The sequence below is a fragment of the Streptomyces sp. NPDC050263 genome, from assembly GCF_040655955.1.
Taxonomy (GTDB): domain Bacteria; phylum Actinomycetota; class Actinomycetes; order Streptomycetales; family Streptomycetaceae; genus Streptomyces.
Map to the genome: position 1 here is coordinate 50,188 of NZ_JBFAKW010000014.1, position 22,494 is coordinate 72,681.

Here is a 22,494-nt window from a genome sequence, read left to right on the forward strand (position 1 = left end):
CTCCCTAACTCGGGGGCCCCCCGCCCCTCACCACCGCATTGGTGTTCTGTTTCTAGCTCACCCGTTGCTGCGCCTGGGGTAGTACGCTACCATACAGGGCCCCCTCAAAATCACCGGCCCCCCTCTCTGCTGTCTCTGCCGCCGACGGCCGCTACTGGTTGAAGAGCGGATTGTCAGGATCCGGTGTTCCGGTCGACGGGTCGTCCGTGCCCGGTCCCGTCGGCGTGCCACCCGTCGGTGTGTTGGACGGGGACGAACTCGGCTTCGGAGACGAGGACGGCGACGAACTCGGCTTCGGCGACGGGGACGGCGACGAACTCGGGGACGGGGACGGCGACGGCGACGAACTCGGGGACGGGGACGAGGACGGCGACGGGGACGCCGTCTGGACCGCCGCGCCCTGGTCGGTCTCCAGGTCGAACTTGGTGACCTTGGTGGAGACGCCGAAGGTGTACGCCGCCCAGATCTGCGCCGGGTAGCCACCGCCGTTGATGCGGCCGCCGCCCGCGCTGATCAGACCGGTCGCGCCGGTCAGCGGGACCTGGGCGTGGGTCTTGGCGCTCTCGCCGAAGAGGCCGACCGAGGTCACCAGGTCAGGGGTGTAGCCGGTGAACCAGGCCGACTTGTTGTTGTCGGAGGTTCCGGTCTTGCCGGCCACCTTCTGGCCCTTGCGCAGCGGGTTGTCCCGTACGGACTTCTTGGCCGTACCGTCGTCGACCACGCCGGTGAGGATCGAGGTGACCGAGTCGGCGGCCTCCCGGTCGATGACCTGCTCCCCGATGGCCTCGGTGTGCTTGAACGACGGGTAGGCGCTGTTCTCCGCCGACTTGATGATCGCCGGGGTGACCTTCTTGCCGTGGTTGTCGAGGGTGGCGTAGACGCCGGCCATCTGGAGCGGGCTCGCGCCCATGGTGCCCAGGGTCTGGGCGGGCACGGCCTTCAGATCCTCGGTGTCCATGCCGAGGTCGCTCGCGACCTTCAGCACGTTGGCCATCCCGACGTCGACGCCCATCTGCGCGAACACGGAGTTGATGGACTGGTTCAACGCCGTCTGGACGGTGACGTCGCCGTAGTTCTGGTCGTCCTCGTTCTCCGGGGCGAAGCCGATGTCGCTGCCGACCACCGGGCGCTTGCTGGTGCCGTCGTAGATGGTGTTGGCGGTGATCGGGTCGTCGTCCTGGGTCTTGGCGTTCTCGTCGAAGGCCGCGGCGAGGATCACCGGCTTGAAGGTGGAGGCGGGCTGGTAGTCGGTGCGGGTGGCGTTGTTGATGTAGTGCTCGGTGTAGCTCGTGCCGCCGTACATCGCCTCGACCGCGCCCGTCTTCGGGTTCACGGACACCGCGCCGGCCTGGACGTCGCCGTCGACCGAGCGCTTCTTCTTGTCGAGCTTGCTGGTCAGCTGGTCCTTGACGGACGTCTCCAGCGCCTTCTGCTTGGCCTTGTCGATGTTCAGCTCGATGTTCCAGCCGCCCTTGCTGACCAGGGCCGCGGCCGACTCGTAGTCGTCGGCGATGCCCTGGGCGACCAGCTGGTTGGCAAGCTCGGCGTTGGCCGCGTCGACCAGGTAGCCGACCTGGCCCTCCTTGCCGGGCGCCGCCTTGGGCTCCTTGGGCTCCGGGAACGTCATGGCGTCGCGCTTGCTCTTGTCGAGCCAGTCCATCTCGACCATGTTGTCGAGGACGTAGTTCCAGCGGGTCTTGACCAGGCGCTTGCCGGTGTCGGAGGCGACGGCCCAGTCGTACTGGCTGGGGGCCTGGAGCAGCGCGGCGAGGTAGGCGCCCTGCTCGACGCTGAGCTTGTCGGCGTCGACGCGGTAGTAGGCCTGGGCGGCGGCCTGGATGCCGTAGGCGCCGCGGCCGTAGTAGCTGGTGTTGATGTAGCCGGCCAGGATGTAGTCCTTGGACTCCTCCCGGTCCAGCTTCAGGGAGATGACCAGTTCCTTCAGCTTGCGCGAGACGGTCTGTTCCTGCGTCAGGTAGTAGTTCTTGACGTACTGCTGGGTGATCGTCGAACCGCCCTGCGCGCCCTTGCCCATGAGCGTGTTGAGCACACCGCGGGCGGTGCCCTTGAGGTCGACGCCGGCGTCGTTGTAGAAGGTCTTGTTCTCGGCGGCGACGAAGGTGTGCTGCACCGGCTTGGGGACCGACGCGAGGTCGACGTTCTCCCGGTTGACGTCGCCGTCGCGGGCGAGCAACGTGCCGTTGCCGAACTTGTAGACGTTGCTCTGCAGGTCGGCGTCGGGATTGCCCTTGGGGATGGGCGTGCTGACGTACAGCCAGACGAAGGCGCCGATGACGGCCACGGTCAGACCGAGGAACGTGCCGAGGATCTTCTTCCAGGTGAAGATCCTGCGTATCAGGCTCTTGTCCTTCTTGCCGGCCTTGCCCTTGCCGCCCTTGACGCCTCTGCCGCCCTTCTTCGCGCCTCTGCGGGCCGCCGCGCGGCCTCCGGCCTCAGGGGCGTCCGTGGCGGTGGCGGTGGCTGTGGCGGCGCCCGAGGCCGACTCCGGCGTCGAGGGCGGCGTCTCCGGCTCCGTCGAGCGGTTCCTGGGCGCCGCGCGGCGGCCACCGCGCTGTCGCGCTCGTCTCTCTTCCGCTCGTCCCATGAGTCCGCTCGCTCCGCTTCCTACTCGGCAGTCACACCAGTGCCCAAGGGCAGGGGCAGGTCAGCTCAGAAAGCTAACACCGCTCTCTATGACGGAGCGCTCTCGATCCGGCCTTCGGAGGGCGTGAGAATCAGCACCCCGCACCGTGGAACCGGTGGAACGTCCCCACCGATTCGACGTACGAGAGGCGCACAGGGTTGCCATCACGCGCTAAAGTGATATCACTTAGCTAGGCAGCTGATTACTGAATCAGCTGATGAACAGAGACGGGGACCCCGCTATGTCCGCACACGACCCGACAGTCACCGCCGAAGACGTCGCCGACGCCACGACCGAGGCCGTCGACGCGCCGCAGATGCCCGACCCGAGCGTGCAGGAGTTCCCCGCGCACAGCGTGGGCGGCGGACTCGCCCTGGCGCTCGGCCTGGCCGGGCTGCTGGCCGGCGGCGGGGTGATCGCCGCGGGCAGCATGGCGGCCGCGGCCGGCCTCAAGGCCGCGCTGATCACCGGCGGCATCCTGGTCGCCCTCGCCGCGTTCCTCGCGATGTGCGGACTGAACACGGTGTCGCCCGGCGAGGCCCGCGTGGTGCAGCTCTTCGGCCGCTACCGGGGCACCATCCGCGAGGACGGCCTGCGCTGGGTGAACCCCTTCACCTCCCGCGAGAAGATCTCCACCCGGGTCCGCAATCACGAGACGGCCGTCCTCAAGGTCAACGACGCCTACGGCAACCCGATCGAGCTCGCCGCGGTCGTGGTGTGGAACGTGCACGACACCGCACAGGCCTCCTTCGAGGTGGACGACTTCCTGGAGTTCGTCGCCACCCAGACCGAGGCGGCCGTCCGGCACATCGCCATCGAGTACCCCTACGACTCGCACGACGAGGACGGGCTCTCGCTGCGCGGCAACGCCGAGGAAATCACCGAGAAGCTCGCGATAGAACTGCACGCGCGCGTGCAGGCGGCCGGCGTGCGGATCATCGAGTCCCGCTTCACCCACCTCGCCTACGCTCCCGAGATCGCCTCGGCGATGCTCCAGCGGCAGCAGGCGGGTGCGGTGGTCGCGGCCCGCCGGGAGATCGTGGACGGCGCCGTGGGCATGGTCGAGGCGGCGCTCAACCGGATCGCCGAACAGGGCTTCGTGGAGCTGGACGACGAGCGCAAGGCGGCGATGGTGTCCAACCTGATGGTGGTGCTGTGCGGGGACCGGGCGCCTCAGCCGGTGCTGAACACCGGGACGCTCTACCAGTGACCTCACCCGAAGAGGGCCAGGCCCCTCGGCGCCGGCCGCAGCAGCAGCGCAAGCAGGTGCTGCTGCGGCTCGACCCGCTGGTCTACGACGCGTTGGCCCGCTGGGCCTCGGACGAGCTGCGGTCGGCGAACGCTCAGATCGAGTTCCTGTTGCGCAAGGCCCTGAAGGACGCTGGACGGCTGCCCGGCGAGGCGGGACCCATCCCCCGCCGCGGGCGGCCCCCCGGGGACTCCGCCTCCGGACCACCGTCGCCCTGACGGCCCCGAGCGCTGTTCCCGAACAGTGACAATCGGCCCCCACCTGCGCACTCCCGACCTGCCTCCACCCCCCGTCGCCACCCGCACACGGCACGTATACACGCCGGGTATACACCGCATGTACAGTCCTCCCCATGTCCATCGGTCACACCCTCCTGGGACTCCTGGAGTCCGGGCCCCGCCACGGTTACGACCTCAAGCGGGCCTTCGACGAGAAGTTCGGTCACGACCGGCCGCTGCACTACGGCCAGGTCTACTCGACGATGTCGCGTCTGCTGAAGAACGGGCTCGTCGAGGTCGACGGCATCGAGGCCGGCGGCGGACCCGAGCGCAAGCGGTACGCGATCACCGACGCCGGCATCACCGACGTCGCGCAGTGGCTCGCCACGCCCGAGAAGCCCGAGCCGTATCTGCAGTCCACGCTCTACACGAAGATCGTCCTCGCGCTGCTGACGCATCGCGACGCGGCCGACATCCTCGACACGCAGCGGTCCGAGCACCTGCGCAGCATGCGCATCCTCACCGACCGCAAGCGCAAGGGCGATCTGGCCGACCAGCTGATCTGCGACCATGCTCTGTTCCACCTCGAGGCCGACCTGCGCTGGCTGGAGCTCGCCGCCGCGCGCCTCGACAAGCTGAAGGCGGCGGTCAACGCATGAACGCTCCCGGGGGATCCCTGCTCGTCGCCGAGGACCTGAAGAAGGCGTACGGCCCGACGATGGCGCTCGACGGCGCCGAGTTCTCCATCCACGCCGGCGAGGTCGTCGCCGTGATGGGCCCGTCCGGGTCCGGCAAGTCGACGCTGCTGCACTGTCTCGCCGGCATCGTGACGCCCGACTCGGGCTCGATCCGGTACGGCGACCGTGAGCTCGCGACGATGACCGACGCCGAGCGCAGTCAGCTGCGGCGCTCGGAGTTCGGGTTCGTGTTCCAGTTCGGCCAGTTGGTGCCGGAGTTGACCTGCGTGGAGAACGTCGCGCTTCCGCTGCGGCTGAACGGCACCCCGCGCAAGCAGGCCGAGCGCACCGCGCTGAGCTGGATGGAGCGCCTCGAGGTCGACGACCTCGGCAAGAAGCGGCCCGGCGAGGTCTCCGGCGGTCAGGGGCAGCGGGTGGCCGTGGCGCGTTCGCTCGTCACCAGCCCGCGGGTCGTCTTCGCCGACGAGCCGACCGGCGCGCTGGACTCGCTCAACGGCGAGCGCGTGATGGAACTGCTCACCGAGGCCGCCCGGTCGGCCAACGCGGCCGTGGTGCTCGTGACGCACGAGGCGCGGGTCGCCGCGTACTCCGACCGGGAGATCGTCGTACGGGACGGCAAGTCGCGCGACATGGAGCGCGTCGTATGAACGTGCGCCAGTGGGCTCAGGACCTGGGGATGGGACTCCGGTTCGCCTTCGGAGGCGGGCGGGAGGGATGGGTCCGGGCCGTGCTGACGGCGCTCGGCGTCGGCCTCGGCGTGGCGCTGCTGCTGCTGTCGACCGCGCTGCCGAACGCCCTCGCGGTGCGGCACGAACGCGAACAGGCCCGGATGGACTACTCGTTCACGGAAAAGCCGGTGCCGAAGGCCGACGACACCGTGCTGATCGCCCACGCCGACACGACGTTCCGCGAGAAGGACATACGCGGCCGGCTGGTGGAGCCCGAGGGAGCGCACGCCCCGCTGCCGCCCGGCGTGAACGCCTACCCGGCCGAGGGCGAGATGCTGGTCTCACCCGCCCTGAAGACGCTGCTCGCCTCCGACGGGGCAGGGCTGCTGCGGGAGCGGCTGCCGTACCGGATCGCCGGGAGCATCGGGGAGAGCGGGCTCATCGGCTCGCACGAACTCGCCTACTACGCGGGCGCCTCCGGACTCGCTCCGCGCATCAACGGCTTCGGCGTGTCCCGGCTGACGAAGTTCGGGGACCCGAATCCGACGCCCGAGGCCACCGACCCGGTGCTGGTGCTGCTGAACATCGTGGTGATCGTGATGCTGCTGATGCCGGTGGCCGTGTTCATCGCGGCGGCCGTGCGGTTCGGCGGCGAGCGGCGCGACCGCAGGCTGGCCGCGCTGCGCCTGGTGGGCGCCGACGGCCGGATGACCCGACGCATCGCGGCGGGCGAGGCGATGGGCGGCGCACTGCTCGGCCTGATCATCGGCACCGGCTTCTTCCTGGTCGGACGACAGGTGGCGGGCTCCGTCGAGATGCTCGGCATCAGCGTGTGGCCCAGCTATCTCAACCCCTCGCCCGCACTGGCCGCGCTGGTCGCCGTGGCGGTGCCGACGTCCGCCGTCCTCGTCACCCTCTTCTCGCTGCGCGGTGTGGTGATCGAACCGCTCGGCGTGGTGCGCACGGCGAAGCCCGCCCGGCGTCGGCTGTGGTGGCGGCTGCTGCTGCCGGTGGCCGGCCTCGCGATGCTCTACCCGATGATCGGCCAGGGCCGCGAGAACGGCGACTTCAACCAGTACCTGGTGGTCGGCGGCGTCCTGCTGCTCCTCATCGGGGTCACCGCACTGCTGCCCTGGCTGGTGGAGGCGGTCGTCGCCCGGCTCGGCTCCGGCGGCGTCGCCTGGCAACTGGCGGTACGGCGGCTGCAGCTGAGCAGCGGCACGGCGGCCCGGATGGTCAACGGCATCGCCGTTGCGGTGGCCGCGGCGATCGCGCTCCAGATGCTGTTCACCGGAGTGGACAGCGACTACAGCCGGGTGACGACCAACCAGGACGTCCGGCGGGCGCAGATGCAGGTGCAGGTGCCGCAGGGCGCTCCCATGGCCGCGACCGTCAAGGCGTTCCAGGAGACCAAGGGCGTCCGCAAGGTCACGGCGCTGTGGGAGGAGTACCTCGGCGACGCCACCTGGAAGAACGAGCAGAGCCAGACCCTGTCCGACGCGCTGGCCGTGGGCGACTGCACGACCCTGCGCGAGGTGGCGGAGCTGCCCTCCTGCAAGGACGGCGACATCTTCTTCCTCGACGGCTACGACGGGTACTCCAGGGACTCGGCGAAGATGAACGAGCCCGGCAAGAAGCTGTACATAGCGTCGTCCTCCTACTCCCAACGCGGCGAGGAGGTCGTCTGGACCGTCCCGGCGGGCATCATGCAGGCCCACTCGATCGACGACCCGACCGGCAACCAGCGCAGCGGCTTCCTGATGACGCCGGGCGCGCTGCCCAAGGGCGCCGAGGCGATCCTCTCCGGCCAGCTGTACCTCTCGATCGACAAGTCCGTGCCCGACGCCTACGACCACGTCCGCAACACCGCGGCGCAGGTGGACCCGATGGCCGACCCGATGATGTGGGCGTCCAGCCGGGAGGCCGCCCGGTTCACCTCCCTGCGCACCGGTCTGCTCGTCGGCTCCGCCGCGGTGCTGCTGCTGATCGGGGCGAGTCTGCTGGTGTCGCAGCTGGAGCAGTTGCGCGAGCGCCGCAAGCTGCTGTCGTCCCTGGTCGCCTTCGGCACCCGGCGGCGCACGCTGAGCCTGTCGGTGCTGTGGCAGACGGCGATCCCGATCACGCTGGGCCTGGCGCTGGCCCTGGTCGTCGGGCTCACGCTGGGCACGATCCTGCTGAAGATGACGGACACTCCGGTCGCCGTCGACTGGGCCAGCGTGCTGTCGATGACCGGCATCGGCGCGGCGGTCGTCCTGGTGGTGACGCTGCTGAGCCTGCCGCCGCTGATGCGGCTGATGCGGCCGGACGGTCTGCGCACGGAGTAGCGGCCGAGCAACGGCCGAGCCGACCCCGAAGGGCCCCTCGCACCGGCGAGGGGCCCTTCGCCGTTCACAGCCGGTACTCCCGCACCACCCTCCGCACCTGCGCGAACAGCATGCCGACGTTGACGGACTTGCGGCAGACGACCACCGCGACGACGTCCTGCTGCTCGGTCATCCGCACGAACAGGTGGGTGAGGTTCTCGCTGTTGACGAGGATCTCCTGGAAGAAGTGGTTCTCGCTCTGGACCCCACGGCGCTCCTTGAAGACGTCCTCGATCATCACGACCGTTCGGCCCTGGAAGAGGTCGAGCGTGGCGCCCGCCAGCAGGTCCAGGACCTCGGGCGGATGGTTGTCGACGGTCTCGTAGGAGAGCAGCATGCCGGTCGACATGTCGACCACGCCGGACGCGACGCAGTCGGGGGCATCCGTTCGCAGTGACTTGACCAGACCCATCACCTGGTCGGAGAAACCTGGGGTCATACGCTTCGTCGCCATCCCTTCAGACTCCGGTCTTCTCCGTGAGGATCAGGTCGATGCGGCGCAGGGCCGGCTGGGTCGCCGTGTGCAGGCGCTCCACGTCCATGCCCTCGTCGCCGAGCACGACCATCAGCGCGGTGTCGCCGACCGCGTAGAACGCGGCGCAGCCGTGGCTGCCGTAGGCCACCGTGCGGTGCAGGGCCCCGCGGGAGGTCGCCTCGGCGGTGCGGCGGGCGAGGCCGAGGCCGGCCGCGGCGAGGGCGGCGAGGCCCTCCGGGTCGATGGAGTCGGCGGTGTCGGCGGCTATGAGCAGTCCGTCGGCCGCCGCCACCGCGGTGTCGGTGATGCCGGTCACCTGCTCGCGCAGGCCGCGCATCTCCCGCGCGAGGGCTTTGTGGTCCATGAAGGCAACTCCCCTGATTCTGATCGCATATGACCGTCTGTTTTCTTTGGGGGTTTCGCGTGGGGGCGTCCGTGCAGGGCGAGATCCATGTAGAGGGAATACATGTGGGAGGGGATCTATGTGGGGGGATCCATGTGGAGGGGGGATCCATGTGGAGGGGATCCGTGTGGGACCGCTATTTCGCCGGTGAATTCCGCAGGCGGAAGAACTCCTTCCAGCCGGTGCCGTTGCCGGTGTCGTCCTGTTCCGGCGTGAGCGCTTCGTTGATGCCGCTGGCCCCGGGCCGACGGCGGGGCAGGGCCGTCGCCTCCTCCGGAACCGGCCGCTGCGGCGGGAGCGAGGGCGGCCCCGGTTCCCGGGGGCGTACGCCGTGTCCGTCGGGCGGCAGCCGGACCGGGATCGGGCGGGGCGCGTCCACGCACTCCAGCAGCCCCTCGCCCAGCATCCGGGCCACCTCCACGGTGACGGTGTAGACCCCGCGCCCGGTACGGAAGGCGAGGTCGCGGGCGGTGCGCCGGCCGTCCGCGTGGGCGAGCAGCTCGCGCTGCAACGCGCCGAGCCGGGCGGCCGCGCAGGAGAGGGAGGCGGGCGCGGGCCGCTCCCGGTCCGGGCGCACCGGGCACGGCAGCGCCAGCAGCGCGGCCAGCTTGCGCGACGCCTCCTGGAGCAGCCGGGTGGGCGGTTCGCCGACGGCGACCGCGGCGGGCGGCGGTCCGGCGGCCGGACCGCGCTCGCAGCCGTCGACACTGCCCGCGACGACCGCGAACGCGGCGTCCTGGAGGGCCATCGCGCAGACCACCCGGAGCTGGGCGGCCCCCGCGTAGCCGTGGGCGATCAGCCCGGCGGCCGGCCAGCGCGCGCCGCCCGACTCGCGCACCAGCCCGGCCCACTCCTCGCCGCCGATCCTCCCCGACCGCAGCAGCAGCGCCTCCGGCGCGGGCGCGCCCGGCGACTCGACCGCGACGACCAGCCCGCCGTACAGATGGAAGGCGCCGCCGGGCGCGCCGAACACGCGCAGTTCCCCGGTGAAGCCCTCCCGGCTGCACGCGGCAAGGTCGCGTGCCAGCAGCTCGTAGCCCGACATCACTCCCCTTGGACCTCTCGCACATACGCCTGACGCGTAGCGCTGAGGAGGGAATGTGTATCAGCCCGGGCGCATATTCCAGCGGGGGATTTCCGAGCTGCCCTCAGCTGATCTCCGACTGACGGAAGTTGAGCGCTCAGCAGCCTTTCGGAGAATTCAATTTGCTGTGTTCAGTGCTCATTTGACGCCGCGTCCGCAGGCGCCGAACCCGCCGGAGTCGCCGGACCGGCGGTCACCGGCGCCACGTCCGACGCCGTCGCTCCCCTGGGGCGCGGCGAGTGCCGCAGGGCCTGTTCCCGGGAGTAGGCGTGCAGATAGCCCACCACCGTGTTCGTGACGGCCACCAGGGGCACCGCCACGATCGCACCGCCGATGCCCGCGACCATGCCGCCCGCGGCGACCGACAGGACCACCGCCAGCGGATGGACGCGTACCGCGCGACCGAGGATGAACGGCTGGAGGATGTGGCCCTCGATCTGCTGGACGGCCAGCACGACCGCCAGGGTCATCACCGCGGTGAACACGCCCTGGGTGACCAGTGCGACGACGACCGCCAGCGCGCCGGACGCGACCGCGCCGACGAGCGGGATGAAGGAGAACAGGAAGATGAAGACGGCGAGCGGGACGGCCATCGGCACGTCGAGGAAGTAGATGCCGAGGCCGATGAAGATCGCGTCGATCAGCGCGACTATCACCGTGCCGCGCACATAGGCGGTGAGCGTCGCCCAGGCCCGCGGGCCCGCGCCCGCCACGCCCGGCCGGGCCGCGGCCGGGACCAGCTTGAGCGTCCACTCCCAGATGCGCTTGCCGTCGTAGAGGAGGAAGAGGGTCGAGAAGAAGGCCAGGAGGATGCCGGTCAGCGCCTCGACGACGACCGTGACGCCCTCCAGGCCGGCCGAGGTGATCGAGTCGGTGTTGTCGCCGATCGCGTCGCGCAGGTTCTCGGCGATGCCGTTGATCTGCTTGTCGGTGACGTGGAAGGGGCTGTTGAGCAGCCAGCGGCGCAGGTCGTCGATGCCGTCCTGGACCTGGTCGGAGAGGTCGTCGATGTTCGCCATGACCTGCCAGGTCACGAACCAGCCCATGAGGCCGATGACGACGAACCCGAGGATCGCCGTCAGCGCGGTGGCGGCCCCGCCGGGGACGCCGACCCGCTTGAGCCGGGCCACGGTCGGTTCGAGGAGCGCGGTGAGGAGCAGGGCGACCACGAAGGCCATGACGACCAGTTGGACCGCGCTGATCACCTTGATCAGGATCCAGACCGTCCCGGCGAGCACCAGCAGCCGCCAGCCCGCCTCGGCGGCGACCCGGACGCCCCACGGCACCACCTGTGCGGGGTCGGGACGCGGGGCGGGCGGCGGGGGCCCCTCCGGGAACTCCTCGGCGTACCCCCCGGAGTTCGCGTACCCCCCGGGGTCCGCGGACACCGCGGCGTCCTCGGGTCGCGTCGGCGGCGGCTTCGGGTTCAGCTCGGCGGAGGTCTCCCGCTCCACCTCCGCGCGCCGCTCGTCGAGCCGCTCGCCCACCTCGCTCAGCCTGGTGCCGAGCCGGCCGAGCCACCCTGGCACTCGCGACATGATCCGACCTCTTCCCCCGTCTCTCCCCACCACTCCCCCTGGAGTCGTCGGTCACGGCCGTACCGACCGTACAGGGCGAAAGCCCCTCCCCCTAAGACGGGGAGGGGCTGCACAGGGTTGAGCGCGAGGGTGCCGGACGACCCGTCAGTACGAGCCGTTGGCCTGCCAGAAGGCCCAGGCGTCGCAGGGACTGCCGTAGCGGCCGTTCATGTAGTTCAGGCCCCACTTGATCTGGGTGGCCGGGTTGGTCCGCCAGTCGGCGCCCGCGGACGACATCTTCGAGCCGGGATAGGCCTGGACGAGGCCGTACGCGCCGGAAGAGGGGTTGACGGCCTGGTAGTTCCAGGTGGACTCGTGGTTCACGATGTTGCTGAAGCACTGGAACTGACCGCTCGGAATGATCTGCCGGGCGATGGCCTTGACCTCGGCGACGGTGTACGACGCCTGCTGGGGGAAGCTTCCGGAGGCGGAGGTCGACTCGACTTCGTTCTCGGCCGCCTTGGCGGCGGCTTCCTCGGCCGCCTTGGCCTTGTCGGCTGCGGCCTGGGCGGCCTTCTGCTTGGCCACCGCGTCCTTGGCCGCCTGCTTGCGGGCCGATTCCTCCGCCGACTTCCTGGCGGTGGTGTCGGCGGCGATGGCCTGGACGTCGGCCTGGTGCGTCAGCGTGGCGGACTGCACCTGGGCCTGCTGGCCTACAGGTAAGTCGGCGAGGAGGGTGGATTCGCCTGCTGTCGCCTCGGCGTCGTCGAGAGGCTGCGCGACGCCGCCCTGGGCGACGCCCATGACGGCGCCCACGGCGGTGACAGCGGTGGCCGAGGCAACGGCGAATCCCCGGGCCGATATCGGGCTCACACGGATTCCTTCTGCTGGTCGTCAGGTCTGCGGTCGTCAGGCCTGCTGGTCATCAGATGAAGGGAACGAACGGCCGACGGCCGTACGGCCTAGTACCAGTGGTTGGCCTGCCAGAAGGACCACGCCTCGCACGGGCTGCCGTAGCGGCTGTCCATGTAGTTGAGGCCCCACTTGATCTGGGTGGCCGGGTTGGTCCGCCAGTCGGAGCCGGCCGACGCGTACTTGCCCGCGGGCAGCGCCTGGAAGAGACCGTAGGCGCCGGAGGAGGGGTTGACGGCCTGCGGGTTCCAGCTGGACTCGTGGTCCACGATGTTGCTGAAGCACTGGAACTGACCGCTCGGCACCATCTGCGCCGCCATCGCCTTGATCTGCGCGGTGGTGTAGGAGCTCTGGATCGGGAAGTCGCCCGCGCTGCGGCTGGCCTTGGCCTTGGCCTCCGCGCGGTCCTTGGCCGCCTTCTCGGCGGCCTCCTTCTTCGCGACGGCCGTCTTGGCGGCGGCCTTGCGGGCCGACTCCTCGGCGTCCTTCTTCGCACCCTCGTCCGCGGCGATGGCCTGTACGTCGGCCTGCTGCGCGAGGGACGCCGTCTGCACCTGGGCCTGCTGGCCCACGGGTATGTCGGCGAGGAGCGTCGCGTCGCCCGCCGTCGCCTCTGCGTCGTTGGGCTGCGCGACACTGCCCGAGGCAACACCGACGACGCTTCCGACAGCGGTGACCGCCGTGGCCGAGGCCACTGCGAATCCCCGGACCGAGATCCGGCTCACACGGTTTCCTTCCAGCATCGCCCGCTTCGGTGACCCTGGCGGACGCAATCGTGCCCCTTGACGCTGGTCTCCGAACTGCGGGGTCACAGGAGACGCGGGCCCGGTGGACGACTCCCCCGAGAGGGAGCGCCCGTGGTGCGTGGGCGGCATACGACGGTCGGTATGGAGTTTGAGGTGGTACTCAAGTGGCGCTGCACCTCCCCCACTGCTCTAAAAGGGTGGGAGGTACCCCCAGGGGTACAACTGTGTCGTATGCGGGGCCTGACGGAACTGAGACTCTGCCGTAACCAAACCGCGCAAGGCAATTCCGAGTTACGTGTGAAAGGTCACATCCGTGGGGAGCCTCGGGATTTCGCGAAACCCTCACACACGCCGACGCCGCCCGACTAGGCTCACAGCCTTTGTCGGACGGCGCCAACGCACACCCGATCCCCGTCAATTGGGGCAGGGCATTCAGATCTGCCCGTCCTCCAGCATTTCGGTCACAAGCGCCGCGATCTGGGACCTCTCGGACCGGTTCAGAGTCACGTGCGCGAAGAGCGGATGCCCCTTCAGTTTCTCGACGACGGCGACCACTCCGTCATAACGGCCGACGCGCAGATTGTCCCTTTGCGCCACATCGTGGGTCAGCACGACCCGGGAATTCGCGCCGATCCGGGACAGAACGGTGAGCAGCACATTCCGTTCGAGCGACTGCGCCTCGTCGACGATCACGAAGGCGTCGTGGAGGGAACGGCCCCGGATGTGCGTCAGAGGCAGGACCTCCAGCATGCCGCGCGCGGTGACCTCCTCGATGACCTCGCGGCTGGTGACCGCGGACAGCGTGTCGAAGACCGCCTGCGCCCACGGGCCCATCTTGTCGGCCTCGGAACCGGGCAGATAGCCCAGCTCCTGCCCGCCCACCGCATACAGCGGCCGGAAGACCATCACCTTCTGGTGCTGGCGGCGCTCCAGGACCGCTTCCAGACCCGCGCAGAGCGCGAGCGCGGACTTGCCGGTGCCGGCCCGGCCGCCCATCGACAGGATCCCGACGTCCGGGTCGAGCAGCAGATCGAGCGCGATGCGCTGCTCGGCGCTGCGGCCCTTGATGCCGAAGGCCTCCCGGTCGCCGCGCACCAGGCGGACGTTGCCGTCGGCGGTGACCCGGCCCAGGGCCTTGCCGCGCTCCGACTGGATGGTCAGACCGGTGTGCACGGGAAGGTCGGCGGCCTCGGGCACATGGATGCGCCCCTCCTCGAAGAGGATGTCCACCTGTTCACCGGACAGGGTCAGTTCGGACATTCCGGTCCAGCCGGAGGAGCCCGTGATGGCGAGCTCGGCGCGGTACTCCTCGGCGAGGAGACCGACCGAGGACGCCTTGATCCTGAGCGGCAGGTCCTTCGACACGACGGTGACGTCGAACCCCTCGGCCTGCAGATTTCGGGCGACCGCGAGGATGCGGGAGTCGTTGTCCCCCAGGCGGTAGCCGGACGGCAGGACGCTGGGGTCCGAGTGGTTGAGCTCGACACGGATGGTCCCGCCCAGTTCGCCGATCGGAATGGGGGCGTCCAGGCGACCGAACTTCACCCGGTAGTCGTCGAGCAGGCGCAGCGCCTGCCGGGCGAAGTAGCCGAGTTCGGGATGGTGCCTCTTGGCCTCCAGTTCCGTGACCACGACGATGGGAAGCACGACTTCGTGCTCCTCGAAGCGGGTCATGGCGTTCGGGTCGGCCAGCAGGACGCTGGTGTCGAGAACATAGGTGCGCCGGTCTGGCATACGGCGCTTTGTGCTGGTCACCACGGAAGGACGTACCCCCTCGGATGAGGTCGGGGAGCGACGGAGTGGAGCTGGACCGGTCGACGGCCCGCTTGCACGGGCCGAGAACCGGCCCCCCCGCTGCTTGTTCCGTGCCGTGACCGCACGGTCGGGCTGGTGCAAAGGGCCTCCCGGGCGGACGGCCCCGTGCCGCCCGCTGAGATCCGACACCCGTGGTTCGGGCGTCGACCTGCTTGGCTTATGCCCTCGAACATGCGCCGCCATGCCAGGGCATATGACGGCGCCCCGGTGAACTCCTTGTTACTTCCGCCCCAAGCGGGGTGCCGCGAGGGGGTGCCTCAGCCGCCGTAACGGCGGTGCCGGGCCGCGTAGTCGCGCAGTGCGCGCAGGAAGTCGACCTTGCGGAAGGCCGGCCAGAAGACCTCGCAGAAGTAGTACTCCGCATGGGCGGTCTGCCACAGCATGAAGCCGGACAACCGCTGCTCGCCGCTGGTGCGGATCACCAGGTCGGGGTCGGGCTGGGCGCCGGTGTAGAGGTGGCGGCCGATCAGATCGACGCTGACGGACTCGGCGAGGTCCTCCATCGAGGTGCCCTTGTCCGCCGCGTCCACGATCATCGAGCGCACGGCGTCGGCGATCTCCTGCCGGCCGCCGTAGCCGATGGCGACGTTGACCAGTATTCCGTCGACATCGACGGTGGCGTCCTCGGCCTCCTTCAGTGCGGCCTGCACATGGGAGGGGAGGATGTCGGGGTTGCCGACGTGGTGGACCCGCCAGCGGCCGTCGGCGGCGAGGGTGCGCACAACGTCCTCGATGATGCCGAGGAGCGGAACGAGTTCTTCCTTGGCGCGGTCGAGGTTGTCCGTCGACAGCAGCCAGAGGGTGACGACCTCGACGTCCGTCTCGGTGCACCAGCCGAGGAACTCCTCGATCTTGTCGGCGCCGGCCCGGTGGCCGTGCTCCGTGGTGGAACCCGCGGCCTTGGCCCAGCGCCGGTTGCCGTCCATGATGACGCCGATGTGCTTGGGCACCTGAGCGTGGTCCAGGTGACCTTCCACCCGGCGTGCGTACAGCCTGACCAGAAGGCCGCGCAGCTTGTCGCGCAGGTTCACGTGATTGTCAGCCCCTCCGTACGGTGCGGTCCCCGCGAGGCGCAGCCTACCGCGCAGGACTCGGACCGGTCACACGGGAGCCGCGGGCGGTGCGGGACAAAAAAACGGGCCGGTCCGTGGGGGGGGGAGACGGACCGGCCCGAGGGGGGGTTTCCACCATAACCCTTCGTAAGTGATGCTGCGCGCATCGGCACGCCACAACTACTCTCCGGAGTCGCCCGACGACGCCTCGGTGGCCGTTTCAGGCGTTGTTCATGGGTGGTTCATGGCCGGAACACAGCGGATTCGCAGGGCAATGCACCCGATTGCCGAGGGAAGCAGAGGTTTTGGAGCGACTTGAGCCAGGGTCGGTCACATGTCCATCCGTCCCTCCGACGGGCTAACGCAGCCACGAACGCCGGCTTGACGCGAACGCCCGCGTCACACGGTCGTCCCGGCGCCCGGAAGGGCAGGGGCGGTTCCTGGCCAATTCCCCGGCGGTGCTCCTCGGACGGCCTGCGGACGGCCTGCGGAGGACCTGCGGACGACCTACGGGCGGCGCGCCTCGACGAGTTGGCGGGTGCTGTGCGCGACGAAGGGGCCGTCGGCCTCGATCCGCTCGTGCAGGGCGCGCAGTCGGGTCCGGTAGGTCTCCACCGTGAAGCCGGGCACCATCCACACCACCTTGCGCAGGAAGTGGACGACGGCGGCGATGTCGTGGAACTCGACGCGGAGCCGTTGCGCCCGCAGGTCGACGATCTCCAGGCCGGCCCGCTCGGCGTCGGCGCGCTCGCGGTCGGGGTGGCGTGCGCTGTTCACCGCCGCCGGCTGCGGACCGAGGAAGTACTCGACGAGTTCGAAGACGCTGCGGGGACCGACGTGCTGGGCGAAGTACGTCCCGCCGGGCTGGAGGACGCGCGCGATCTCGCCCCAGAGGGGCCGGACCGGATGCCTGCTGCTCACCAGGTCGAAGGCGGCGTCCGCGAACGGCAGCGGGCCCTCCTCGGGGGACGCGACGACCGCGATGCCGCGCGGGCGGAGCAGGGCGGTGGCCTTGGCGACGTTCGCCGGCCAGCCCTCCGTCGCGACGGTGAGGACGGGCGCCTCGGGGGCGGCCCGGCCGAGGGCGAAGTCCAGGACCTCGCCTCCCCCGGTCTGCACGTCGAGCGCGGCGCTCGCGTCGGCCAGCCGCCCGGCCAGCGACAGGGCGTACCCCCAGGAGGGCCGCGCCTCGCTGGCCCGCCCCTCGAACCAGGAGAAGTCCCACCCGTCGGTGGGCACGGCCCCGCCTTCCGCGAGGAGGCTCTCGAAGACGTCCATACGGTGAGCGTGGCAGAGGGGACGCGGCGGCCGCCGCTGATTTTCGCGACGCCGGCCGCACCCAGGAACCGTCCTACTCGGGGCGCTCGTAGTGCAGCCCCACGACCCCGTTGCCGAAGGTGCGGGACCCGGCGAGGTGGAGCGCGGTCGTGGCGGGCGGGGCGGTGTGCGGGAACAGGGGTGTGCCGCCGCCGACGAGCACCGGGTGGACGTAGACGCGGAGTTCGTCGACCAGGTCCTGGCGGAGGAAGGCCGCGCCGAGTTCGGCGCCGCCGAGGCCGAGGTCGCCGCCCACCTTCTCCTTGAGGGCCTGCACCTCCTCGGGAACCACGTCCCGGACGATCGTCGTGTTCCCCGTCGCGTGCTCCAGCGTCCGCGAGTAGACGAACTTCGGTTTCCCGCGCCAGATGGCGGCGAAGTCGGCCACCGAGGCGGGGGCGGCCGGGTCGGCGTCGGCGGTCGGCCAGAAGTCGGCCATCAGGTCGTGGGTGGTACGGCCGAGGAGCATGGCGCCCAGCTCCCGGACCCTGTCGTTGACGTACCGGTGCACCTCGTCGTCGACTCGATGCCAGGAGATGTCGTGGCCCGGGCCCTCGATATAGCCGTCCAGGGACATCGACATCATCAGGACGATCTTCCCCATACGACGGCCACCCTTCGTGTCCCGGCTCGCTACCGTGCAGAGGGTAACGACGCGGTCGAGGGGAGACGGGGATGGCGCGCTGGCTGGACGGGCGAGGAGAACTGGTCGTGGGCGGCGGTGACGGCCCGCGGGTTCCGCTGGAGGTCGCCGCCTCCTACCGGGCCCGGACGAAGGGACTGCTCGGGCGGGACTCCGTGGACGGGGCGATGCTGCTGACCCCGGCCGGCAGTGTGCACACGTTCCGGATGCGCATGCCGATCGACGTGGCCTATCTCGACCGACGGCTGACGGTCATCGCCGTACGCACCATGCGGCCGGGACGGCTGGGGCTGCCCCGGCTGCGGTCCCGGCATGTGCTGGAGGCCGCGGCGGGGGCGATGCAGGGGTGGGGGGTGCGGGCGGGGGCACGGGTCGAGATCCGGGTCAGCCCTCCGTCCGCGGGAACGTGACCTCCACCCGGCGGTTCTTCTTGCGGCCGGCCTCGGTCGAGTTGTCCGAGATGGGGTACTGCTCGCCGTAACCGCGCACCTCGAAGGTGATGTTCGGGTTGTTCAGCTCGCCCGCGAGCTCCGCCTGCACGGCGTCCGCCCGCTGTTTCGACAGGACGTCGCCGTGGGCGGAGGAGCCCAGGTTGTCCGTGAACCCGAAGACGCGGACCAGAGTGGTGTTCTGCTTCTTGATCTCCGCGGCGATCGTGCCGATCCGCGCTTTCGCCGCCGCGCCGAGGCTCGCGCTGTCCTTGCCGAAGAGCACCTCGGCCTGGAGGGCGAACGTCACGTCCGCGTTGGTGTCCTCCCGCCGCTCGTCACCGGTCTCGTCCTCGACGACCTGCTTGATGTCCAGCACCTTGGGCTCCGCCAGGGTGCCGCCCTCGGGGAGCTTGAGATCGGGGTCGTTCGGGTCCACCTCGACGGGAGCGGTGGCGGTGGGCTCGGTGCCGGGGGGCACGCTGGGGGTGGTGTCGGCGTGCGCGGCGGGAGCGGTGCCGACGATCACGAGGGTGGCTGTGGCCACCGCCAGAGCAAGACGTGGGGTCATGACCGCCTCACCCGGAGATCTTGATGACCCCGCTGGGGAACAGCGGGAGTTGGAAGGTGACGTCCGTGGAACCGGCGGGCGGGGCCGGGAACTGGAGGAAGACGTCGATGGATTCACCGGCCTTGAGGGTGGAGAACCCGGTCGTGGTCAACGGCCGGCCCTCCGTGTCGCGCAGGACGTAGTACCGCTTCTTGCTCTTGGAGTCGACGAGGGTGGCTCCGCCGAGAGATCGTCCGTTGTTGATGATCTCGGTTTCGTTGCCGCTCAGTGCGGACGGGATCGTGACCATCGTGCCGCTGTCGTTCTTCAGCGCGGCGTTCACAGTGACGAAGCCGCCGGAGTCGCGTACGGCGGAGGTGATCTGAAGCAGCAGCCCGCTCGGGCCCTTCAGCTCGGCCAACGGCTCGTCGGACTGCTCTTCCTGCGTGTTCGGCTGCGATCCACTGGTCTTGGAGGACGATGCCGTGGACTGCGGCTTCTTGTCGTCGCCGCCACCGCCGCCACCGCAGGCGGTCGAGCCGAGGGCCAGCCCGGCTGCGACTGCCAGCGCGACCGTTCCCCTGCGGGCCTTCGCAGTGAACCGCATGCTCATCGCTGTGCCTCCTTCTTCACTCGTCGTTCGCTCGTTCAGTCGGCCAGGTGGACGTCGAAGAGGTCCTCGGGCCCGGGCAGATCATCGAGATCCGTCGGGTCCAGATCCCATGTCTTCCCGTCCTTGCAGGTGAGACGCGGCGGCACGGGGGCCGGCAGGTCGAACGTGCACAGGGACTCGATCACGGCTGTAGCGGAAGCGTGGGCCCAGGTGGTGCTCGTGATGGGGATTACGGAGTCCCCCGCCGACTTGTTCGCCTGGACGTCGACGCTGAAGCGGAGGCCGTCCGGCACACACGCGTCCACGCTGGCTTCGTTCTGTGCGGCGAGATCATAGGCCCGCCAGCACGGGTTGTCGGTCGCTCCGACGCCGTTGAAGATGTCCTGCCACTTCGTCGGGTCGAGGACGGCCAGGATCCACAGGTCGGCAAGTTGGTCCCGGGTCTCCTGCGCCGCTGCCAGCGCCGCTGCGTCTGCCGCGGTCTGGGCTCCGTTGCGGTTGACCGCGGCCTGGCCGACCGCGAAGTACGCGAACGCGAGAAAGAGCAGGCCCGCCACCACCGTGATGTAGATGGGGAAGGCCTGCCCTGCATCTCTGTACCGGGCAGATCGGGTCAGGGGGCGACCTTGCCGATCTGGGTGGTGAGCTTGTCGACGATCGTCTGGCCCAGGTTCGTGTTCGCGATCAGTACCACGATCGCCACCACCACCGCGATGATGCCCAGGTACTCGACCGCGGTCTGTCCCTTGTCGTCGGCGGTGCGGCGGCGTACCGCCCGCACTGTGGTGTTCGTCCAGCCGCTCACCCGGACCCTGGCCGCGACGGCGGTCTTCAGCAGCAGGTCGCTCATGGCGTTCCCCTCCGTTCGTGGCGTGAGGGGCACCGTACGACGGGGGCGGCGGTTCGGCCGAGGGTCCCTGGGCCCAATTCCGGGCCCAGGGAGGGGTTCGACGCGGCGTCATGACGTCACCGCCGTGCCCAGCCACTTGGCGGCCGCCTCGGAGCGGCTGCTGCTGTGCAGCTTGGCGAAGATGCGGTTGATGTGGTTCTTGACGGTCTTCTCGCTGATGAAGCAGGTGGCGGCGATCTGCTGGTTGTTCATGCCCGACGCGATGAAGTCCATGATCTCCGCCTCCCTCACGCTGAGTTGGAACCCCGCCCTATGTACAGGCGTCAACTGTCCCACAGTCGGTTGCAACTGCGAAAGCGGTTCCGGTGATGTCGGGGAAAATAGGGGTGTTGGGTCCGGTTCGGCGTGTGCATTCGCATCGGACTGGATGTGCGCGAGGAGCGCCGTCGCCGCCGTCGGGGTGAAGTGGGCGCGGCCTCGGGTGATGTCCCGTACCGCCGAGACCAGTTCCTCCACGGTGAACTCGCCGTGGACCAGATAGCCGCCGGCCCCGCCGCGCAGGGCCGCCCGGACGATCTCCGCCTCGTGGCTGTAGGTCAGCATCACGACCTGGGCGATCCGCGCGAGGTGGGGAAGGGCGGAGAGGCCGTCCACGCCGGGCATGCGGACGTCCAGGAGCACGACGTCGGGGCGGTGGTCGAGGGTGACCTCGTAGGCCTCGCGACCGTCCGCGGCCTCCGCGACGACCGTGATGTCGTCCCGGCCGGAGAGAAGGGCGGTCAGGCCCGCGCGGACGACCGGGTTGTCGTCGGCGACCACCACGCGCACGGGGGCCGGCCGGGGTGGTGGGGGGAAGAGCGGCTGCACAGCGCCGTCCGGCATCAGGCGGCCTCCTTTCTTGACGGGGTGGAGCACGGGGCGGGGCACGGGGTGAGTGCGGCGAGCGGGAGTTCCAGGCGCACCTCGGTGCCCCGGGAGTCGTGGCCGTGGCCGATGTGGATGCGGGCGCCGACCGAGGCGGCCCGCTCGACCATGCCGACCAGGCCGAAGTGGCCGGTGCGGCGCAGTCGTTCGAGGGTGGTGTCGGGTGGGAGGCCCCGGCCGTCGTCGTGGACGCTGAGGGTGAGGAGCTCGCCGTGCACGGCCGCCCGCACCTCGACGTGCGTCGGGGCGGCGTGGCGGTGGGCGTTCTCCAGGGCCTCCGAGGTGATCGTGAGGAGTTGGCGGGCGACCGCGGGCGGGACGGGGAGGGTCGTCCGGTCGCCGGAGGGGTGGTAGGTGACCGGCAGGCCGGTGCGCCGTGCGAAGTCGCTGGTGCTGGCCGCCAGTTCGGGCAGGACGTCGACTCCGGGCGCCGGATCGGACTCCCGGCGCAGGTCGGTGAGGAGTTCGCGGGACTCGGCGGCGGCGCGGCGCGCGGCCCGCGCGACCAGTTCGGCGTGTTGCCGCACCCGGGCCGGGTCCATGTCGGGCGAGGCGGCCGAGCGGGCGAGGGCGTCCGCGGCGAGGGCCACGCCGTGCAGGGTCTTGGCGACGGAGTCGTGCATCTCGCGGGCCAGCCGGGCGCGTTCGGCGGCGACCGCCTCGGTGACGGCCAGTCGGGCCTTGACGGTGGTCAGGGCCAGGGTGGCCGCGCCGAAGCGGAGCATGAGGCCCCGCAGCGACGAGCCCATCGCGCCGGTGATGACGCACAGGCCCGGCAGCAGCAACCGTTCGGCGAGGCTCGCGCCGGGATCCCGCCCGAGGGTCGCGTGCACCAGCAGCAGGATCAGCGACTGGAAGGAGGCGAAGCAGGCGGCGCCCCGCCAGCCGTAGACGATGCCGGCGAGGAGGGGGGTGCAGACGCTGACGTAGGCGAGCGTGGTGTCCGGGCCCGCCGAGATCAGCAGCAGGGTGCCGAAGACGGTGTCCGCGACCAGGAGCGCGGGGTGGCGCAGCAGCAGGGGGCCGAAGCGTTCCCAGTCCCGGAAGAGGACGTAGGAGCCCATGAAGGTGACGACCACGGCCGCGCCCACCAGGCGGACGCCCAGGCCCGGGGCCGCGTTCAGCAGGGCGGACGGGGCGGCGACGGCGATCATGGCGAGGCGGAAGCCGAAGACCTGGCGGCACATCGCCTGGAGGGCGTTGACCTGGAGCGGTATGGGCGTGGTGGGGGCCTGCGCGCGGCGGCCCGGCAAACCCCTCAGGCCCCGCAAACCCCTCAGGCCCCGCACACCCCGCACGCCCAGCAGCCGCACGCGCCGCCTCAG

23 protein-coding genes are annotated in these 22,494 nt (G+C 70.2%); 6 read left to right on the plus strand and 17 right to left on the minus strand.

Annotated elements, in window-relative coordinates; all coding sequences use genetic code 11:
• Positions 1-151: 151 nt before the first annotated feature.
• Positions 152-2,605: a transglycosylase domain-containing protein gene (locus AB0J04_RS09255; RefSeq protein ID WP_363167726.1), complete on the minus strand. Its 2,454-nt coding sequence runs from the start codon at positions 2,603-2,605 to the stop codon at positions 152-154.
• 280 nt (positions 2,606-2,885) lie between these two features.
• Between AB0J04_RS09255 and AB0J04_RS09260 the strand changes: the two genes are divergently transcribed.
• The 5 genes from AB0J04_RS09260 to AB0J04_RS09280 all read left to right on the plus strand — a co-directional run bounded on the left by AB0J04_RS09260 (position 2,886) and on the right by AB0J04_RS09280 (position 7,801).
• Positions 2,886-3,854, plus strand: a complete 969-nt coding sequence (locus AB0J04_RS09260; protein WP_363167727.1) for an SPFH domain-containing protein — start codon at positions 2,886-2,888, stop codon at positions 3,852-3,854.
• A complete protein-coding gene (locus AB0J04_RS09265) occupies positions 3,851-4,111 on the plus strand; it encodes a hypothetical protein (RefSeq protein WP_363167728.1) in 261 nt (86 codons plus the stop codon). The genes AB0J04_RS09260 and AB0J04_RS09265 overlap by 4 nt, the downstream gene beginning before the upstream one ends.
• 134 nt (positions 4,112-4,245) lie before the next feature.
• Entirely contained in the window at positions 4,246-4,770 is a 525-nt protein-coding gene (locus AB0J04_RS09270) for a PadR family transcriptional regulator (RefSeq protein ID WP_363167729.1), read from the plus strand.
• Positions 4,767-5,456 carry an ABC transporter ATP-binding protein gene (locus tag AB0J04_RS09275; protein ID WP_363167731.1) on the plus strand — a complete coding sequence of 230 codons (690 nt, stop codon included), beginning with the start codon at positions 4,767-4,769 and terminating at the stop codon, positions 5,454-5,456. Before AB0J04_RS09270 ends, AB0J04_RS09275 begins: the two co-directional genes overlap by 4 nt.
• On the plus strand, positions 5,453-7,801 hold the full coding sequence (locus tag AB0J04_RS09280) for an FtsX-like permease family protein (protein ID WP_363167732.1): 2,349 nt from the start codon (positions 5,453-5,455) through the stop codon (positions 7,799-7,801). Before AB0J04_RS09275 ends, AB0J04_RS09280 begins: the two co-directional genes overlap by 4 nt.
• Positions 7,802-7,865: 64 nt before the next feature.
• On the opposite strand, the gene AB0J04_RS09285 is transcribed toward AB0J04_RS09280, so the two are convergent.
• From AB0J04_RS09285 to AB0J04_RS09330, 10 genes are all read right to left on the minus strand, one after another.
• The gene (locus AB0J04_RS09285; RefSeq protein WP_363167733.1) at positions 7,866-8,294 is read right to left on the minus strand and encodes a hypothetical protein; all 429 of its coding nucleotides are present in this window, start codon (positions 8,292-8,294) and stop codon (positions 7,866-7,868) included.
• 4 nt (positions 8,295-8,298) lie between these two features.
• A complete protein-coding gene (locus AB0J04_RS09290) occupies positions 8,299-8,679 on the minus strand; it encodes a roadblock/LC7 domain-containing protein (protein ID WP_351909992.1) in 381 nt (126 codons plus the stop codon).
• Positions 8,680-8,854: 175 nt separating this feature from the next.
• A complete protein-coding gene (locus tag AB0J04_RS09295) occupies positions 8,855-9,763 on the minus strand; it encodes a MarR family transcriptional regulator (protein ID WP_363167734.1) in 909 nt (302 codons plus the stop codon).
• A 170-nt stretch (positions 9,764-9,933) separates the two neighbouring features.
• Positions 9,934-11,340 carry an AI-2E family transporter gene (locus AB0J04_RS09300; RefSeq protein ID WP_363167735.1) on the minus strand — a complete coding sequence of 469 codons (1,407 nt, stop codon included), beginning with the start codon at positions 11,338-11,340 and terminating at the stop codon, positions 9,934-9,936.
• A 144-nt stretch (positions 11,341-11,484) separates the two neighbouring features.
• Positions 11,485-12,192 (minus strand): transglycosylase SLT domain-containing protein, encoded by a 708-nt coding sequence (locus tag AB0J04_RS09305; RefSeq protein ID WP_363167736.1) that lies wholly within the window; start codon positions 12,190-12,192, stop codon positions 11,485-11,487.
• Between the two features lie 89 nt (positions 12,193-12,281).
• Entirely contained in the window at positions 12,282-12,956 is a 675-nt protein-coding gene (locus AB0J04_RS09310) for a transglycosylase SLT domain-containing protein (RefSeq protein WP_363167738.1), read from the minus strand.
• A gap of 453 nt (positions 12,957-13,409) precedes the next feature.
• A complete protein-coding gene (locus tag AB0J04_RS09315) occupies positions 13,410-14,735 on the minus strand; it encodes a PhoH family protein (protein WP_351910002.1) in 1,326 nt (441 codons plus the stop codon).
• 314 nt (positions 14,736-15,049) lie between these two features.
• Positions 15,050-15,823 (minus strand): isoprenyl transferase, encoded by a 774-nt coding sequence (locus AB0J04_RS09320; RefSeq protein ID WP_363167739.1) that lies wholly within the window; start codon positions 15,821-15,823, stop codon positions 15,050-15,052.
• Between the two features lie 528 nt (positions 15,824-16,351).
• Entirely contained in the window at positions 16,352-17,122 is a 771-nt protein-coding gene (locus tag AB0J04_RS09325; protein ID WP_363167740.1) for a methyltransferase domain-containing protein, read from the minus strand.
• Between the two features lie 73 nt (positions 17,123-17,195).
• Positions 17,196-17,765 (minus strand): dihydrofolate reductase family protein, encoded by a 570-nt coding sequence (locus tag AB0J04_RS09330; RefSeq protein WP_363167741.1) that lies wholly within the window; start codon positions 17,763-17,765, stop codon positions 17,196-17,198.
• 71 nt (positions 17,766-17,836) lie between these two features.
• Between AB0J04_RS09330 and AB0J04_RS09335 the strand changes: the two genes are divergently transcribed.
• Positions 17,837-18,214, plus strand: coding sequence for a DUF192 domain-containing protein (locus AB0J04_RS09335; protein ID WP_363167742.1), 378 nt, complete (start codon positions 17,837-17,839; stop codon positions 18,212-18,214).
• On the opposite strand, the gene AB0J04_RS09340 is transcribed toward AB0J04_RS09335, so the two are convergent.
• The 6 genes from AB0J04_RS09340 to AB0J04_RS09365 form a co-directional block, all read right to left on the minus strand.
• On the minus strand, positions 18,189-18,803 hold the full coding sequence (locus AB0J04_RS09340) for an OmpA family protein (protein ID WP_363167743.1): 615 nt from the start codon (positions 18,801-18,803) through the stop codon (positions 18,189-18,191). The genes AB0J04_RS09335 and AB0J04_RS09340 overlap by 26 nt on opposite strands.
• A 7-nt stretch (positions 18,804-18,810) precedes the next feature.
• The gene (locus AB0J04_RS09345) at positions 18,811-19,395 is read right to left on the minus strand and encodes a hypothetical protein (RefSeq protein WP_363167744.1); all 585 of its coding nucleotides are present in this window, start codon (positions 19,393-19,395) and stop codon (positions 18,811-18,813) included.
• Positions 19,396-19,430: 35 nt separating this feature from the next.
• On the minus strand, positions 19,431-20,012 hold the full coding sequence (locus AB0J04_RS09350) for a pilus assembly protein TadG-related protein (protein ID WP_363167788.1): 582 nt from the start codon (positions 20,010-20,012) through the stop codon (positions 19,431-19,433).
• On the minus strand, positions 20,009-20,245 hold the full coding sequence (locus tag AB0J04_RS09355) for a Flp family type IVb pilin (protein WP_363167745.1): 237 nt from the start codon (positions 20,243-20,245) through the stop codon (positions 20,009-20,011). Before AB0J04_RS09355 ends, AB0J04_RS09350 begins: the two co-directional genes overlap by 4 nt.
• A gap of 108 nt (positions 20,246-20,353) precedes the next feature.
• Positions 20,354-21,127 (minus strand): response regulator transcription factor, encoded by a 774-nt coding sequence (locus AB0J04_RS09360; protein WP_363167746.1) that lies wholly within the window; start codon positions 21,125-21,127, stop codon positions 20,354-20,356.
• Positions 21,127-22,356 (minus strand): histidine kinase, encoded by a 1,230-nt coding sequence (locus tag AB0J04_RS09365; protein ID WP_363167789.1) that lies wholly within the window; start codon positions 22,354-22,356, stop codon positions 21,127-21,129. The genes AB0J04_RS09360 and AB0J04_RS09365 overlap by 1 nt, the downstream gene beginning before the upstream one ends.
• Between the last annotated feature and the right edge of the window lie 138 nt (positions 22,357-22,494).